Source organism: Citrifermentans bemidjiense Bem (genome assembly GCF_000020725.1).
Classification (GTDB): domain Bacteria; phylum Desulfobacterota; class Desulfuromonadia; order Geobacterales; family Geobacteraceae; genus Geomonas; species Geomonas bemidjiensis.
The window spans coordinates 3,748,712-3,764,286 of the sequence record NC_011146.1; the positions used below are offsets into that span (position 1 = coordinate 3,748,712).

Genomic DNA, 15,575 nt, shown 5'->3' on the forward strand with positions numbered 1-15,575 from the left:
GATTACCCCTTATCGCCTTGGGCCAGGCGCTCTTTCACGGTACTTTCCATCAGTTCCAGGACCTGCTCGATGGTGAGGCTGGTGGAATCGATGGGGACGGCGTCTTGCGCCTGCTTAAGTGGAGCGTGTTCGCGCCCCTCGTCCTGCCGGTCGCGCTGGATCACCTTGGCTATGGTCTCTTCGAGGGTCGCGCTCTCGCCGCGGGCGGCAAGTTCCAGGTAACGGCGACGGCCGCGCTCCTCGGCGCTGGCAGAGAGAAAGAACTTCACCTCGGCATCGGGAAAAACCACGGTGCCGATGTCGCGACCTTCCAGGATCACGCCCCCCTTGGCCCCCATCTTGCGCTGCATTTCCAAAAGCGCCTGGCGCACCGGCTTCCTGGCCGAGATGGTCGAGGTCAAAAGCCCGATCTCCTCGGTCCTGATCTTCGTGGATACGTCCTCGCCGTTGGCGAGTACCCGGCAGGTTTCGCCGTCGCGGGCAAAAGCGATCTCAAGGCCGCGGCAAAGTTCGGCCAGTCCCGCGTCGTCGTCGCTCTTGATGCCGGCGCGCTGGGCCGAAAGGGCCACGGCGCGGAACATGGCGCCGGTGTCGATGTGGATATACCCCAGACGTTTGGCGAGGAGCTTGGTGAGGCTGCTTTTGCCGGCCCCGGACGGGCCGTCTATGGCTACGATTACTCCGTTTTCCCTTACTGCGCTCACCGCTGCACCACCCCCTCAAGGAGGTTGACGAAGCCGGGGAACGAGGTGGCGATGCACTCGACGTCCGAAACGCTGGTCTCATTCTGGGCGACGAGCCCGGCGACCATCATGGACATGGCGATCCGGTGGTCACCGAAACTGTCGGCGGCGCATCCCTTTAAAGAGGAAACGCCGGTGATCTCCATGCCGTCCGGGGTCTCGACGATGCTGACCCCCGCGCGCTTCAGGTTGTCGGCCATGGCGGAGATGCGGTCGGTCTCTTTGACGCGGAGTTCCGCGGCGTCGCGCACCACGGTGGTCCCTTGTGCCAGCGAAGCGGCGACGCAGATGGCGGGAAACTCGTCGATGGCGCGGGGCACTACGTCTCCGGAGATCTCCATGGCGGTGAGTTTCGAGTGGCGCACCCGGATGTCGGCGACCGGCTCCCCCGATTCGTCGCGCTGGTTTATAAGTTCCAGGTCGCCCCCCATACCCTTCAGCACATCGATGATGCCGGTACGGGTCGGGTTGACGCCGACGCCGCGGATGAGGAGATCTGAACCCGGGACGATGAGCCCTGCGACCAGGAAGAAGGCGGCCGAGGAGATGTCGCCCGGCACCACGATGTCGCGTCCGGTAAGTTCCGCCCCGCCCCGCACCTTGACGCCGCCCGGGAAGGTTTCGACATGGGCGCCGAAAGCGCGCAGCATCCGCTCCGAATGGTCGCGGGAGAGATGCGGCTCGCGCACCACCGTTTCGCCTCCGGCGTAAAGCCCTGCCAGCATGATGGCCGACTTGACCTGTGCGCTGGAAACGGGGGAGTCGTATTCGATCCCTTTCAGTTTAGAGCCCTGGATGGCAAGGGGGGCCTTTTCGCCGCCGGCGCGCCCCGAGATGCGGGCGCCCATCTGGGCCAAAGGCCCAACCACGCGCTTCATGGGACGGGCGCGCAGGTACTTGTCTCCGGAGAGGACAGAGAAGAAGTTCTGCCCGGCAAGCAGGCCGGTCAAAAGGCGCATCGAGGTCCCGGAGTTGCCGCAGTCGAGGACGTCGGTAGGCTCGCTCAGTCCGTGCAGCCCCCGTCCCTGAATGGTGACCGTCTCGCCGTCGTCATCGATCTGCACTCCCATGGCCCGGAAGGCTTCGAGGGTGGCCAGGGCGTCCTCGCCACGGAGGAAACCGGTCACCGTGGTGACGCCGGAGGCGATGGAGCCGAACATGATGGAGCGGTGCGATATGGACTTGTCGCCGGGGACGCTGATTTCGCCGCGCACCGACTTGGCGGGTCGAACGGTATAGTTTTGCATGAGTACCCCTGGTTCTACAAAATGGCGTCGCGCTTTTCTTTCGAGTTCAGGAAGAAGCTGCGGAGCCCTTCGCCGTCACCTTCCGCGACCAGACCGCGCAGCGTTTCCAGGTACCCGGAGAAGAAATCCATCATCTCCAGGATGGCGTCGCGGTTGGTGAGCGCAATGTCGCGCCACATGACGGGGTCGGACGAGGCGATGCGGGTGAAGTCCCGGAAACCGCCGGCGGAGAAGGATAAAAGATCCCCGCCGAAACGGTCGTAACCGTCGACGGCGTTGACCAGCGAATAGGCAACCATGTGCGGCAGGTGCGAGATCGCGGCGACGACGCGGTCGTGCTGGACCGGGTCCATGAGCGGTACCGAGGAGCCGGCTATCTTCCAGAGTTCCACCACCTTATCCAGCGCCGCGGCATTGGTCTTGGCGGTCGGCGTTACGATGCAGCGCTTCCCCTGGTACAGCGTCGAGAAGGATGCCTCGACCCCGGAGTGCTCGGTCCCGGCAATCGGGTGTCCCCCGACGAAGAAGGTCCCTTCGGGCATGAGCGGTTCGCACGCCTCGACCACGAATTCCTTCACGCTCCCGCCGTCGGTCACGATGCAGCCCGGCGCCAAAAACGGTGCGATCTCGGCCACCACCTTGGGGATGGAACAGACCGGCGTCGCCACGAAGACCAGATCGGCTCCGGCAACGCCTTCCCTGGCATCGGTGGTGTAGCGGTCCAGGACCCCCAATTCGACGCCGCGCTTCAGGTTCTCCTCGCCGCGGCCGATCCCGACCACTTCCTTTACCGCACCCTTCTCGCGCAGTATGCGGGCAAGCGAGCCCCCGATCAGTCCGACGCCGATCACGGCCATCCGATTGAATACCACCATGCTAGCTCTCCCTCATGAACGCGCCCGGGGGTAGGAGCCCAGCACCTTGACGAATTGACAGCAGACGGAAAGTTCCTTGACCGCATCGGCGACTTCCAGATCGGAGATGTGGCCGGACAGGTCGAGGTAGAAGATGTATTCCCAGGCCTTGCGCTTCAGGGGGCGGGATTCGATCTTGGAGAGGTTGATGCCGCGCTGGGCGAAAGGCTCCAGCATCCGGTGCAGGATGCCGGGCTCGTCGCGAACCGAGAACATGAGCGAGGTCTTGTCGTCTCCGCTTTTGTCGGCCATCTTGCGGCCGATGACCAAAAAGCGGGTGAAGTTGTTGACCTGGTCCTCGATGCGGGCCTTGACCACCTTGAGGTTGTAGATGGAGGAAGCGTATTCGCTGGCGATGGCCGCGGCGGTGTAGTCTTCGGACACGATCTGCGCCGCGAGCGTGGTGGAGGCGACGTCGACCAGCGGCACGTTGGGGAGGTTCTCGGCGAGCCACTTGCGGCACTGGGCCAAGGGCTGCGGGTGCGAGTAGACCTTTTTGATGTCCTCGAAGCGCCCGGTGCGGGAAAGGAGGAAGTGGGAAACCTCCAGGAGCACCTCGGCGTTGATCTTCAGCTCGCTCTCCATGAACATGTCCAGCGTGTGGGAGATCATCCCCTCGGTGGTGTTTTCCACCGGCACCACGCCGTAGTATGCCTCACCCTTCTCCACCGCCTCGAAGACGGCGGGGATGGAGCGCTCCGGGGAAAGCGAGGCCGAAAGGCCGAAGTGCTGCATGGCAGCCAGGTGGCTGAAGGTGGCGCTCGGTCCGAGGAAGGCGACGTTCAGGGGTTTTTCCAGCGCGAGCGAAGCCGAGATGATCTCGCGGAATACGCCGCGCACAGCGTCCGACGGGAAGGGGCCCGGGTTCTGCGCGGTGAGGCGTTCGTAGATCTCCCTCTCCCGGCTGGGGACGTGGAAATCGCTGTGGCTTTTGGCCTTGACCGCGCCGACCTCCATCACCAGCTTGGCCCGCTGGTTCAAAAGGTCGAGGATATGGTCGTCGACGGTATCTATTTCCTGACGGAGTTTTTCCAGGGTCTGCTTTTCTTTCAAAGCGTTCGGTCACCTTTCAGGAGGGGGATAGTGGCTTTACACGAGTCTGATGCGGCATTCAGCGAGGCTGATATTTATAAGACACCGGATGCAAATATGCAACTTTTTTCTGACTTTTTTAACCCGGCTCAGGCCACCTCGGCATGCGCCTGCGGGTTCATCGGGTTCATCCGGACGGCCAGCGAAAAGAGATAGGGGTAATCCTTTTGCAGGTGGGCCATGTACGAGAGCCACTCGATGAGGAGATGGTTGTGAGCCCTTTTCATGTCTCCTGCCAGGTGTTCCAGGTCGCTCGCGGGGAGGGAGGCTAAGGATTGGCGCGCCTGCAGTTCCTCGATCAGGTGGAAGACGGCCCAGAGCAGGTCGGTGAAGGACTCGTGCTCCAGGAGGTTCGGGTTCTCCATGAGCGAGAGCATCACCCCCTTCTTCTCCGAGAGGAACTCTTTCAGGCGGGGGAGGTCCCCAAGGCGCGCGTCGAGACGGATCTCATGGCTTTTGATGAAGTCGCGTGCGGCGCGGTAGTCCTCCTCGCGCCAGCGCACGGTGACGTTGAGCTTTCCCCTAAGGCCCTGTCCGTCTGTAAAGAACTCGAGGAAGTCCCGCAAAAGCTGCGTGCCGACCTCGCTGAAGAAGATGCCGATCACCATATTGAGCTTCTTGATCATCGCCTCGCGCTCGCGCTCCCTCAAGACCCGCTCGATCATGAGGGTGACGAAGAGGACGTAGACCGGGAGGAAGGCGACGTTGGACATGAAGCCGAAGCCGATCTCGCCCATTCGGCCGAAGAGGAAGTAATCCATGAGGTAGAGGGCGACGGAGACGAGGAGCAGCAGGTAGACGATGCGGTCGTGGGGCATGCGGATGAATCTCAATTAAACCTCCTAGAAGACGAGAAAAACAAAACCGAAAACCTTTAACAAGGAGAACTTCTGAGAAAATCTGAGGATAAACAGAATCTTGAGAGAAACTAATCTTTGGTTTTCTCAAGTCTTTGCTTTTACTCAGACGTCCTCAGATGTTCTCCTTGTTAGAGGTTTAGGGGGTTAGCCTATACGCTTCAGTCCCTGGGCGATGCGGATGGTGGCGCCGCGCCAGGTGGGGAAAATCCCGGAGACGACTCCGACGGAAAGGGCGGCCAGCAACTCCAGCAGCAGGGTCTCCATGGAGACGCTGAAAAACGGGAAGTACTGGGTGAGCTCCACCTCGATCCAGTGGGCAACGGGGAAGGTTGCCGCCACTCCCAAGACGCCACCCAAAACGGAGATGGCGACGGACTCGCCGAAGATGAGCCCCGCCAGATGCCCCGCCTTGAAACCCAGCGTCTTCAAGGTCGCGTACTCGCCGATCCGCTCGCGCGCCGTCATCGCCATGGTGTTGGCCGCGACCACCATGATGATGGCGATGACCATGTAGGAGACGATCTGGATCGCCACCATGATCGCCTCGGTCATGGCGATGAACCCCATGTGGAAAGCCTTCTCGGTCTCGGTCAAGGTCTCGGCCAGGGAGTTCTTGAACATGGAGTCGACGGCAAGGGAAACCTCGGGGGCGAGCTCCGGGCGCTTCACTCCGATCATGAAGAACCCGACCTGGTCGGCCCTGCTGGGGAAGCTCTGGCGCACGCTCTCGTTCAGGTAGCTCCAGTGGAAAAGAAGCAGCCGCTCCTCGGTCGCCTTCTCGGCGCCGTGGTAGATCCCGCGCAGCACGAACTCCCAGTTGCCAGGAAAGATGGTCCCTTTGAGGGTGATGAGATCCCCCACCTTCCAGCCGTAGGTCTTCGCCAGCCGTTCTCCGACGATGCACCCCTTGCGGTCGAGGATGAAGTCGTTCTTCTGCTTCTCCGAGAGGACGAGCTCGGGGTAGAGGGCCAGGTAGGTGCGCGGCTCGACGGCGTAGTTGGCGAAGAAGTTCTTCTCCTCGATGTAGATCCCCCCGAACCAGTTGCCGTAGGAGACCGAACTCACCCCGGAGACGCCGCGGATGCGGTCCAGGTAGGAGATGGGGAGCGGGAAGACGAGCGAGATGGCGTTGCGGGTGACGAGCCGCGTGTCCGAAGCGTGCTCCGCGCCGGCATACCAAAGCCCGACCAGGGTGCGCAAAAGCCCGAAGGCGAGTACAGCGACGGCGACGCCGACCACCGTCAACACCGAGCGGAGCTTGTGCCGGAAGAGGTTCCGTATGATGTATTTCAGCATGAACATCAAAAACCCTCAAAAAACCAAACCATTAACAAGGAGAAAATCTGAGGACGTCTGAGTAAAAGCAAAGGCTTGAGAGAACCTAACATCCTGTAACATAATGAAACTACAACCTTGAGAGAAAAACATAAAAAAGAATCTCTCCTGTTTTTGTCGTCTCAGAAGTCCTCAGATGTCCTCCTTGTTAACGGTTTTCGGTTTGCCCCTATGTTGCCCTCAGAGCTTCCACGATATTCATCCGCGAGGCACGGAACGCCGGGAGGGTGCCTCCCACTAGCCCCATTACGGCGGAAAAAAGCAACGACTTCCACACGATGGAAAAGTTGAGCGTGAAGGAAAAGGCCAGCTCGGAGAAGGAGGCCCAGTTCATGGTGGAAATGGTGATGAGCTGCATGAAGCTCGCGGCAAAGAGCCCCAGCCCCCCGCCGCAAAGCCCCAGAAAAAGCGCCTCGACGATGAAGGCGGAGAGGATGCTCTTCCTCTGGAACCCTAAAGCGCGTAAAGTCCCGATCTCGGTGACGCGGTTGGCGACGGCGGCGTACATGGTGATGGTCGCCCCGATCACGGCGCCTATGGAAAAGACCACGGTCAACACCATCCCGAGTATGTTGAGGAACTTGGACATCGCCTCGGACTGGTCCAGGTAATACTGGGTCTCGCGCTTGGCCTCGACGGTAAGCCTCGGGTCGCTCTCCACCCGCGCCTTGTAGGAATCGAAAGCGGTGGAGTCCCGCAACCGGAAGATGATGGAGGAGTAGGCTTGCCTCCGGAAGGCCTGCATCAACTGGTCGGCGTCCCCCCAGATCTCGGAGGAAAAGCCGGTGGAACCTGCGTCGAAGACGCCGACAACCCGCCAGTCCCTCATCCCGAACCTGATGGTTTCTCCCAGCCCGCCCCCCTTGAAGCGCCGGGCTATGCTCTCGCCGGCGATTACTTCGGCGGAACCGGACCGCGGCATGCGCCCCTCCTTGAGCCGGATGGCGGGACGCAGCTTGAGCGAAGTCGGGGTCACCCCCCTGATGACGACGTTGGAAGGCTTGTCCCCCACCCGCTTTTTCAGGTTGATCAGCACCACTACTTCCTTGGCTAAGAGCGGCTCTCCGTCGGCGCCGATGGCGACCTCGGGCTGGCTCTCCAAAAGGGCCGCCTGGGAGCGCTCCACGCCGCTTTGCACCTCGGAGCCGGCAGCTTTTCTAAGCAGCACCACGTTGTCGGGAGAGCCGGTCTGCACCAAGGTCTTTTGCAACCCCTCGGTGAGCATGAGGGTGGCGGCGAAGACGAAGACGACGAGCCCCATCCCGCTCGCAGTGAGAAGGGTGGTGAGCCGCCGGGTCCAAAGGTTGCGGAAACTGTAGGAGTAAGGGATCCCCATCTAGCTCACGCTCAACTCGCCCTTCTCGAGATGCCTGATGAGGTGGGCCTTTTCGGCGGCACGCGGGTCGTGGGTGACCATGATGACGGTCTTGCCGAACTCGTGGACCAGGCGGTCCATGAGCTGCAGGATCTCCTCGGCGGAGGCGCGGTCGAGGTCCCCGGTCGGCTCGTCGGCCACCAGGATCTCGGGGTCGGTGACGATGGCGCGCGCGATGGCGACTCTTTGCTGCTGGCCGCCGGAGAGCTGAGAGGGGTAGTGATCCATCCGGTCGGCAAGCCCCACCACGGAGAGGACCGCCTCGACATGCTCGCGCCGCTCGCGCCTTTTCAGGGGGGTGAGCAAAAGGGGAAGCTCCACGTTCTCGAAGGCGGTCAGGACCGGTATCAGGTTGTAGAACTGGAAGATGAAACCGACGTTGCCGGCGCGCCAGCGGGCCAGTTCCCCCTCGCTCAGATGGGTGATCTCCACCTCTCCGATGGTTATGGAGCCTTCATCGGCGGTGTCGATGCCGGCGATGAGATTGAGGAGGGTGCTTTTTCCCGAGCCGGAGGGACCCATGAGGGCGACGAATTCTCCCTGGGCGATGTCGACGTTGATGCCGGTGAGAACCGGGATGACCTGGGTGCCGCGGCGGTAACCCTTGGAAAGGTTGCGGATGCGGACGATGGGAGGGGTGGATTCTGCCATGGCTATTTTTCCGCCGCCTTGACGCGGCTTTGGTCCTTGAGCTTATCCAGAGGCTTGGTGGCAATGCGGTCCCCCGCCTTGATGCCGGAAACCACCTCGACCATGTCCCCGAGTTTCCCTCCCAGTGTGACCGGGGTCTGCCGCGCACGGTCGCCTGCGACGACGAAGACGAACTCCTTGCCGTCGCGCTTGACCACCGCGGCGGGAGGGATCGCTATCCGCGGCCTTCCCTCTCCCGGCTTCAGCTCCCGCTCCAGGAAAGCTACCTTCGCGCTCATCTCGGGAAGGACGCGTTTGTCCTGGTCCAGGAAGCGGACCTTAACCATGACGCTCCCCTTGCTGCGGTCGGCGGTCGGGACGATGGTCTGCAGCGCCCCGCGAAAGCGCGCCTCGGGAAGGGCGTCCAGGAGGATCTCACAGGGCTGCCCCACGCGCACCTTGCCGAGGTTCGCTTCGGATACGTCCGCCTCGACTTCGAGGGACCCCATGTCGGCCAGGGTGACGACGGCTGCCTTGGCGTTGGCGGCGGCAGCAAGCGGGGAAACGATATCCCCCACGTCGGCGTTCTTGGTGAGCACCACACCGTCGAAGGGGGCGCGGATCAACGTGTAGTCAAGCGACGCCTCGGCCCCCTGCAGGGCGCTGGCAGCCCCCTTCAGATTCGCCTGGGCAGCGGCGCTCGACGCAACGGCGCGCTGGTAACGCGCCTCCGCCGTATCGTAATCGGCCTGCGCCACGATCCCCTGGGAAACGAGCTCCCTCATGCGCGCCAAGTTGCGCGCAGCGTCCTTTTGCTCCACCCGGGCCTGCTCCAGGTTCTTCTCGGCCGCAGAGACGCTCGCCGCAGCCTGCCCCTTTTGCGCGGCGACGTCCCGGTTTTCCAGACGGGCCAGAAGTTCCCCCTGCCGCACCACGCTCCCCTCCTGGACCCCCAACCATTCCAGGCGGCCGGTTGCCTTGGAGGAGACGGCGGCCTTTCGCTGCGCCACCACGTAGCCGCTCGCGTTCAAGAGGGAAAAAGTCTGGGAAGGGTAAACCAGGGAGACGGTGGCGACCTCGACCTGGACGCTGCGCCGCATGGCCCAGGCGAAAAGGGCCAAGCAGAGGAGGATCACCAGCGACGCCGCTATGATCCTTGAGCGCCAAGGGCTGCCGCCGCTTGCGGGGGAATAGCGTTTTTTGTCGATGGTGAGCTTGTTAAGGTCGTCCTGTGCCATGCGGTTTCACCCCGGTTTACAAGATCATAACGAGCGGAAGCTAACACATTTCGCCTGGACTGTATAGCGTGCAAATGAGGCTACAACTCCTCCACCTGCACGTCGCTTACTTCCAGGTCAGGACGCTCAGATACCAGCCAGGATTCGAGCTCCTGCAGTATCTGCTTCGCGCGGGCAACACTGGGGGCGACGGTCACGAAGCAAAGCTCGGCATCCATGGGCTGATCGTGCAGTTCGCTCTCAGTACAGGCGACATTGAACCGGTTGCGCGCCCGGGAGAGCACACTCTTTACGATGGCGCGCTTCTCTTTGAGCGTGCGGCTTGGCAGTAACAGCCTCATCTGCAACAGTGCCACATGCATGTATCCCCCCTTCATCTTCAACAGGCCGCGAAGATCTGACAGCCCCTTCTATTCGAACTTCAGGATTCTACCATACCGGGCGCGCAGGCAGGGGGGCGTATACTGGCGCACGGGACGCGAACGATCTAGTTACTGTTGTCTTGCCGGCGCGACTTAAGCTAAACTGCGCAGTGCCAAAAACGGGGCGCCATGCACGGATATCGCCTTACCCCCCTCGCCTAGGTTTTGTTTCTCTCAGATTTTCTTCGTGGCAGAGGGTTTGGCCTTTTAGTTTTGGCTTGCCCGCAACCGGCAAAAGGTGTATCCATGCTGTCCCGCTAAAGCGGACTAGATAAACGCACAATCCGAAGGAGAAGAAGATGGGCATCCTCGCCAACACAGTAAGCGTCTGCCATTTCAAGGTCCAGGGAGAACTCCCGACCCAGGACCTCTACACCTGGGTCACCAAACAACTGGCGGCGAACCGCTTCAATCCGATCGACCAGGGAAGCGAAGAAATGTCGATCGGCTGGGTCCACCTGGACGACCCGAAAGCAAGCGACTTCGAGACCCCCGCGGCCTGCTGCCGCGAGCACTACCTCATGTTCACCCTGCGCCGCGACAAGCGCTCGGTCCCCTCGGCCATCCTGAAGGCACACTTGGAGAAGGCGCAGGACGAGTTCCTCGCGGAGAACCCCGGCTTCACCAAGGTCCCCAAGCAGAAGCGGGAGGACCTGAAGGAAGCGGTGCAGGCGATGCTCCTTTCGCAGACGCTCCCGACCCCGGCCACCTACGACGCTGTGTGGGACACCAGAAGCGGCATCCTCACCTTCACCTCGCTTTCCCCGAAGGTCATCGAACTCTTCGAGGAGCAGTTCAAGAAGACCTTCGAAGGGCTTCGCGTCTCCGCGTTCCACCCCTACGCCCGCGCCGAGAACGTTCTGGACGAAGGGAACCTGGTGCTCCTCAAAAAGGCCAACAAGGCCGGCGGCGACAACTATTTGGAGCTGATCAAGGAGAACCAGTGGCTGGGCACGGACTTCATGCTCTGGCTCATGTACCAGACCATGAACGAGGCCTCCGAGTACAGCGTCAACCAGGAAGGTATCCTGCTGGCGAAGGAACCGTTCGTGGCCTACCTGGACGACCGCGTGGTGCTGTTAGGCTCCGGCGAAAACGGCGCCCAGAAGATCACGGTCGCAGGGCCGCAGGACCACTTCAACGAGGTGAGAAGCGCGCTATTGAACAAGAAGCAGATCACCGAGGCGACGCTGCACCTTGAGACCGGCGACGACCACTGGAAGCTGACGCTCAAGGGCGAGCTCTTCCACCTGGCGTCCTTCAAGTCGCCGGCGGTAAAGCTGGAAAAGGACAGCAGCGTGGACGAGGCGATGGAGCGGGAGGCGGTTTTCTTCGAGAGGATGATGCTACTGGAGAAAGGGACCCAGCTTTTCGATTCGGTGTTCGCCACCTTCCTGCAGTTAAGGCTCGGCAGCGAGTGGGTCGAGCAGGAGAAGGCGATCCAGAAGTGGCTCAACGTCTGCAGCTTCTGCAACGGGTCGCTGGCGTAGAGGCGGGTGTGAGGGGACTGGCTCCGCAAGGTGCCTGTCCCCCTTGCCTCCAGGTTTCCCCCCTTCGGTGGCCTAGACGTCCCCTCCCCCGGAGGGGGAGGGACAGGGAGGGGGAAGACGGTTCTGCCACAATCCCCCCTCCCAACCTCCCCCCTCCGGGGGGAGGAGCTCCTGTAACTCCCTCGCCTAGATCTTCCCGACGATGCGGCCGCCGCCCAGGAGCTCGTCTTCGCGGTAGAAGACCACGGACTGCCCCGGCGTCACCGACTTCTGCGGCTCGGCAAAGTAAACCTCGCCCAGCCCCTCGCCCAAAAGCTTGACCCGGCACGCTATGGGTTGTTGCCGATAGCGGATCTTGCAGGTTGTCTCGAAGGTCTCCCCCTCTACCGGCACCACCCAGTTCAGATCGCAGGCCACGAGCCCAGACGCAAAGAGCTGTCCGGCTTCGCCGACCACCACCCTCCCCTGAAGCGCATCGATCGACACCACGTACAGCGGCTCTTTCCAGGCAACGCCGAGCCCACGCCTCTGGCCGATGGTGTACCGGTGGGTGCCGCCGTGCCTTCCCAGCACGGTCCCGTCGACATGGACGATGTCGCCGCTTTTTCCCGCAACCCGCCCCCCTTTTTCCAGGAAGGCGACGTAGTCGTCGCCGGGAACGAAGCAGATTTCCTGGCTGTCGCTCTTTTGCGCCACCGGGAGCCCGAACTTTTCCGCAAGCCTGCGCACCTCGTCCTTGCTCGGCATGTCCCCCAGCGGGAAGACCACATGGGAGAGCTGCTTTTGGGTCAGCGTGTAGAGGAAGTAGGACTGGTCCTTGGCGAGAAAAGCCGCCTTCAGCAGGTGATAGCTACCGCCATCGTCCCTGCTGGTCCTCACGTAATGGCCGGTGGCCAGGTACTCCGCCCCCAGCTCCAGCGCCTTGTCCAACAGAAGCCCGAACTTGACGTAGCGGTTGCAGCGGACACACGGGTTGGGGGTCTCGCCCCCCAGGTACTGCGCACGGAAGTCTTCCATGATGAGGCGCGAGAATTGTTCCTCCAGATGCACCAGGTGGAATTCGATCCCCAGGTACTCGGCGACGATCTGCGCGTCGCCCTTGGCCTGCGGATCCTCGCCGTCGCGCGCAAAGAGCTTCATATTGATACCGATCACCTCCGCACCCTGCTCTTTGAGGAGGGCGGCGACCGTGGACGAATCGACTCCGCCGCTCATGGCGACGGCTACTTTCTTCCCTTTAAAATTCCCTGACATAACATCTCCGTTTGCTTTACTACAGGCGCATCCATAGTTGACCAATTCGCATTCCCATGGCAACTGTTTTTATCGGACAGTGCCGCTTCCCTTGCCAGTCAGAGGAACAGATGAAAAAAGGATCAGAAAGTTCCGGCTACACAACAGTTTGCTGTTGTTATCTTTCCGGCACTTGCTTTAAACTGTCGAGTGGCTCGAATCCTTGCTCAGGAGAACCGCTATGCCCTTATCGCTCACCATCAGGCGCCTGTTGACCAACCAGCCGATAGATCTGCCGGTCTTCCACCCGGTGGCGCTGAGGCTGCAGCACCTCCTTGAAACCCCGGACTTCTCGATGGCCCAGGTAGTCACGCTGGCCAACGAGGATCAGTCGCTGGCGGGACAGATCCTGAAGATGGCCAACTCCGCCATGTACATCGGGCGGGTCCGCACCGAGACCATCAAGGACGCGGTAATCAGGCTAGGCGCCCAGCAGGTGTGCAACCTGGCGATGGCGGCTTCGCAGGCAGGGCTCCATGTATCGGACAACCGCGTCATCAACGGATTCATGCAGTCGCTTTGGCTGCACAGCCATGCCTGCGCCATGGGAAGCCGCTGGCTGGCCCGCAGCGCCGGCTATCCGCAGCACGCGGACCAGGCGTACATGGGGGGGCTTTTACACGACATCGGGAAGCTCTACCTGCTGAAAGCACTAGAGCGGCTGAACCAGTCGGGTGTGGCGCAAGCCGCGCTGGAGGATGACCTGCTTTTGGAGATTTTCGAGGAACTGCACGTGGAGCAGGGGTGCCGCCTGATGGAGCACTGGAACATGCCGAAGGTGTACTACAACGTAGTGGCCAACCATCACGACGAGAATTTCGAGACCACGGACATCGTGTTGACGGCGGTGCGGCTGGTGAACAAGGCATGCAAGCTGAAGGGAATCGGGCTTGTCGTCGACCCGACCATCGATCTCGAAAGCGAGCCGGAAGCCGCGCTTTTGCAGTTGACGCCGGAAGAGATAGACGAGCTCATGGAAGTCCTGGACGATTCCCAAGAGCTGTCGCTGTAAGGGGAAGACGATTTGCAGCCCCCAGCCCCCAGCCCCCAGCCCCTAGCCCCCAGCCCCCAGCCCCTAGCCCCTAGCCCCTAGCCCCTAGCCCCCAGCCCCTAGCCCCTGTTACTCAGTTGCTGGTATTCCAGTATTACCGGCAGGTCCGCGTCGGCCCACTCCAGTTCCAGCATCTTCGCGGGGGGGAGCCATCTCACCTCAGAATGCTCGTAAAGGGTAATCTCGCCGGAAGCAATGCGGCAAAGGTAGGGATACAAGGTCACGTCGAAAGTGGGGTAGCTGTGGGTGGCCGGCGTCAGCGCTTGCCCCACCTCGACCTCCACGCCCATTTCCTCGACCATCTCGCGCTTCAAGCACTCCTCGCGCCCCTCGCCGGGCTCGATCTTCCCCCCCGGAAATTCCCACTTGAGAGGCAGGTTCATCGAGGCGCTCCTGAGCGCCGACAGCACCAGCCCGTCCCGCTCTACGATGGCGCAGGCGACGTGCACATGCCTTCTCTGCTTTTCCGTATGGCTCATTCGTGGTGCCTCTGCCGGCTCACCAGCCTGGCTCTTCGCTGCATTCATCCAGCGGCGCAGCCAGACCTTCCAAGACCGACTCACGCATCCCTTTTACTCCCAGCCAGCCATCCTCAGACAACAAAACCGGCTCGTGTGACGTAGCGGCTTCGTCGATCAGCTTGGACATGCTGGCTTTGGCTGCAGTAGCGGTAACTTCGTCCATTGCTCTCACCTCCGGCAAAAACCTACGCGAACGGGGAGTTGCGGTCAAGGATTATTAGCGGTCCGCGCCTACCCCAGCGTCTTCTTGAACCTGAGGACGGCGCTGGAGAGAATGGTGACGCCGATCAGAAGCAAGGCCGCCATCTGCGGCCAGAGGATGTCGACGCCGACCCCCTTCTGGAAGATGGCGCGGATGATGACCAGGAAAAAGCGCATGGGGTTCACCAGGGTGAACCACTGCACGATTTGAGGCATGCTCTCGATGGGAAAGGCAAACCCGGAGAGGAGGATGGCGGGGAAGATGACGAAGAAGGCGCTCATCATCGCCTGCTGCTGGGTACGGCTGATGGTGGAGATGAGAAGCCCGATGCCCAGCGAGCTCATCAGGAAGAGGGCGGTGGCTAAGTAGAGAAGCGGTATGGAGCCGCGCAGCGGCACGTCGAACCAGAACACCGCGACCAGCGAGATGAGCGTCACGTTGATGAAGCCGATGAGGACGAAGGGGATGGTCTTTCCCAGGATGAATTCCCCCTTCCCTATCGGGGTCACGATCACTTGCTCGATGGTCCCGATCTCCTTCTCGCGCACCACGGCCATGCTGGAGAGGAGCATGGTGATGATGAAGACGATGTTGGTGATGACCGCGGGGACGTAGTAGTTGCGGCTTTCCAGGTTCTCGTTGAACCAGGCGCGGCTCACGAGGTCCACTCCCCCAGGAAAAGCCTGCACTCCGCCGTGCCGCGCGCCCCAATCCTGCTGCAGGCGCTGGTTGTACCCCCCCACGATCCTGGAGGCGTAGTTGAGCGCGATGCCGGCGGTGTTGGAGTCGGTTCCGTCCAGGATCATCTGCAGTTGCGCCCCCCTCCCCCCGACGAGCCGCTCTCCGAGGCCGCGGTTCATCCTAAGCACAGCCTTCACCTCGCCCCTGTCGATCAGCTCCTGGGCCGCCTTGTCGTCGTAGACCCGTGCCTCAAGCCGGAAGTAACCCGACTTGACGAAGAGGTCGGCTATTTCCCGGCTCTGGCTGCTGTTGTCCAGGTCGTAGACGGCGGTCGCCACCTCGCGCACGTCGGTATTCACCGCGTAGCCGAAGATGAGCGTCTGCACCACCGGGATCACGAACATCACGAAGCGCATGCGCGGGTCGCGCAGCACCTGGATGAATTCCTTGACCAGCATAGCTTTCAGCCGTTCGATCACGC

General features: G+C 61.7%; 16 protein-coding genes. 2 read left to right on the forward strand and 14 right to left on the reverse strand.

What is annotated here, in order from left to right; all coding sequences use genetic code 11:
• Positions 1-2 precede the first annotated feature (2 nt).
• From cmk to GBEM_RS16290, 10 genes are all read right to left on the reverse strand, one after another.
• The gene (gene cmk, locus GBEM_RS16245) at positions 3-704 is read right to left on the reverse strand and encodes a (d)CMP kinase (RefSeq protein ID WP_012531685.1); all 702 of its coding nucleotides are present in this window, start codon (positions 702-704) and stop codon (positions 3-5) included.
• Entirely contained in the window at positions 701-1,990 is a 1,290-nt protein-coding gene (aroA, locus tag GBEM_RS16250; RefSeq protein WP_012531686.1) for a 3-phosphoshikimate 1-carboxyvinyltransferase, read from the reverse strand. Before aroA ends, cmk begins: the two co-directional genes overlap by 4 nt.
• A 14-nt stretch (positions 1,991-2,004) precedes the next feature.
• On the reverse strand, positions 2,005-2,865 hold the full coding sequence (locus GBEM_RS16255) for a prephenate dehydrogenase (RefSeq protein WP_012531687.1): 861 nt from the start codon (positions 2,863-2,865) through the stop codon (positions 2,005-2,007).
• A 12-nt stretch (positions 2,866-2,877) separates the two neighbouring features.
• A complete protein-coding gene (gene pheA / locus GBEM_RS16260) occupies positions 2,878-3,957 on the reverse strand; it encodes a prephenate dehydratase (RefSeq protein WP_012531688.1) in 1,080 nt (359 codons plus the stop codon).
• A 128-nt stretch (positions 3,958-4,085) separates the two neighbouring features.
• Positions 4,086-4,829: a hypothetical protein gene (locus GBEM_RS16265; RefSeq protein ID WP_012531689.1), complete on the reverse strand. Its 744-nt coding sequence runs from the start codon at positions 4,827-4,829 to the stop codon at positions 4,086-4,088.
• 171 nt (positions 4,830-5,000) lie between these two features.
• Positions 5,001-6,158: an ABC transporter permease gene (locus GBEM_RS16270; RefSeq protein WP_012531690.1), complete on the reverse strand. Its 1,158-nt coding sequence runs from the start codon at positions 6,156-6,158 to the stop codon at positions 5,001-5,003.
• A gap of 202 nt (positions 6,159-6,360) precedes the next feature.
• Positions 6,361-7,527: an ABC transporter permease gene (locus GBEM_RS16275; RefSeq protein ID WP_012531691.1), complete on the reverse strand. Its 1,167-nt coding sequence runs from the start codon at positions 7,525-7,527 to the stop codon at positions 6,361-6,363.
• On the reverse strand, positions 7,528-8,217 hold the full coding sequence (locus tag GBEM_RS16280; protein ID WP_012531692.1) for an ABC transporter ATP-binding protein: 690 nt from the start codon (positions 8,215-8,217) through the stop codon (positions 7,528-7,530).
• A gap of 2 nt (positions 8,218-8,219) precedes the next feature.
• Complete coding sequence (locus tag GBEM_RS16285; RefSeq protein ID WP_012531693.1) at positions 8,220-9,434, reverse strand: efflux RND transporter periplasmic adaptor subunit; 1,215 nt, start codon at positions 9,432-9,434, stop codon at positions 8,220-8,222.
• Between the two features lie 80 nt (positions 9,435-9,514).
• Positions 9,515-9,796, reverse strand: coding sequence for a DUF503 domain-containing protein (locus GBEM_RS16290; protein ID WP_012531694.1), 282 nt, complete (start codon positions 9,794-9,796; stop codon positions 9,515-9,517).
• A 359-nt stretch (positions 9,797-10,155) separates the two neighbouring features.
• Here GBEM_RS16290 and rdgC point away from each other — a divergent pair, with 359 nt between their 5' ends.
• Positions 10,156-11,346 (forward strand): recombination-associated protein RdgC, encoded by a 1,191-nt coding sequence (gene rdgC, locus GBEM_RS16295; protein WP_012531695.1) that lies wholly within the window; start codon positions 10,156-10,158, stop codon positions 11,344-11,346.
• 186 nt (positions 11,347-11,532) lie between these two features.
• Here rdgC and mnmA read toward each other — a convergent pair whose 3' ends face one another.
• On the reverse strand, positions 11,533-12,600 hold the full coding sequence (mnmA, locus tag GBEM_RS16300) for a tRNA 2-thiouridine(34) synthase MnmA (protein ID WP_012531696.1): 1,068 nt from the start codon (positions 12,598-12,600) through the stop codon (positions 11,533-11,535).
• 220 nt (positions 12,601-12,820) lie between these two features.
• Between mnmA and GBEM_RS16305 the strand changes: the two genes are divergently transcribed.
• Positions 12,821-13,651, forward strand: a complete 831-nt coding sequence (locus GBEM_RS16305; protein ID WP_012531697.1) for an HDOD domain-containing protein — start codon at positions 12,821-12,823, stop codon at positions 13,649-13,651.
• A gap of 98 nt (positions 13,652-13,749) precedes the next feature.
• Here the strand turns inward: GBEM_RS16305 and GBEM_RS16310 are convergent, their stop codons facing one another.
• The 3 genes from GBEM_RS16310 to GBEM_RS16320 form a co-directional block, all read right to left on the reverse strand.
• On the reverse strand, positions 13,750-14,169 hold the full coding sequence (locus GBEM_RS16310; protein ID WP_012531698.1) for a (deoxy)nucleoside triphosphate pyrophosphohydrolase: 420 nt from the start codon (positions 14,167-14,169) through the stop codon (positions 13,750-13,752).
• Between the two features lie 19 nt (positions 14,170-14,188).
• Positions 14,189-14,374 carry a type II toxin-antitoxin system Phd/YefM family antitoxin gene (locus GBEM_RS16315; protein ID WP_012531699.1) on the reverse strand — a complete coding sequence of 62 codons (186 nt, stop codon included), beginning with the start codon at positions 14,372-14,374 and terminating at the stop codon, positions 14,189-14,191.
• A gap of 68 nt (positions 14,375-14,442) precedes the next feature.
• Entirely contained in the window at positions 14,443-15,573 is a 1,131-nt protein-coding gene (locus GBEM_RS16320; protein ID WP_012531700.1) for an ABC transporter permease, read from the reverse strand.
• Positions 15,574-15,575 lie beyond the last annotated feature (2 nt).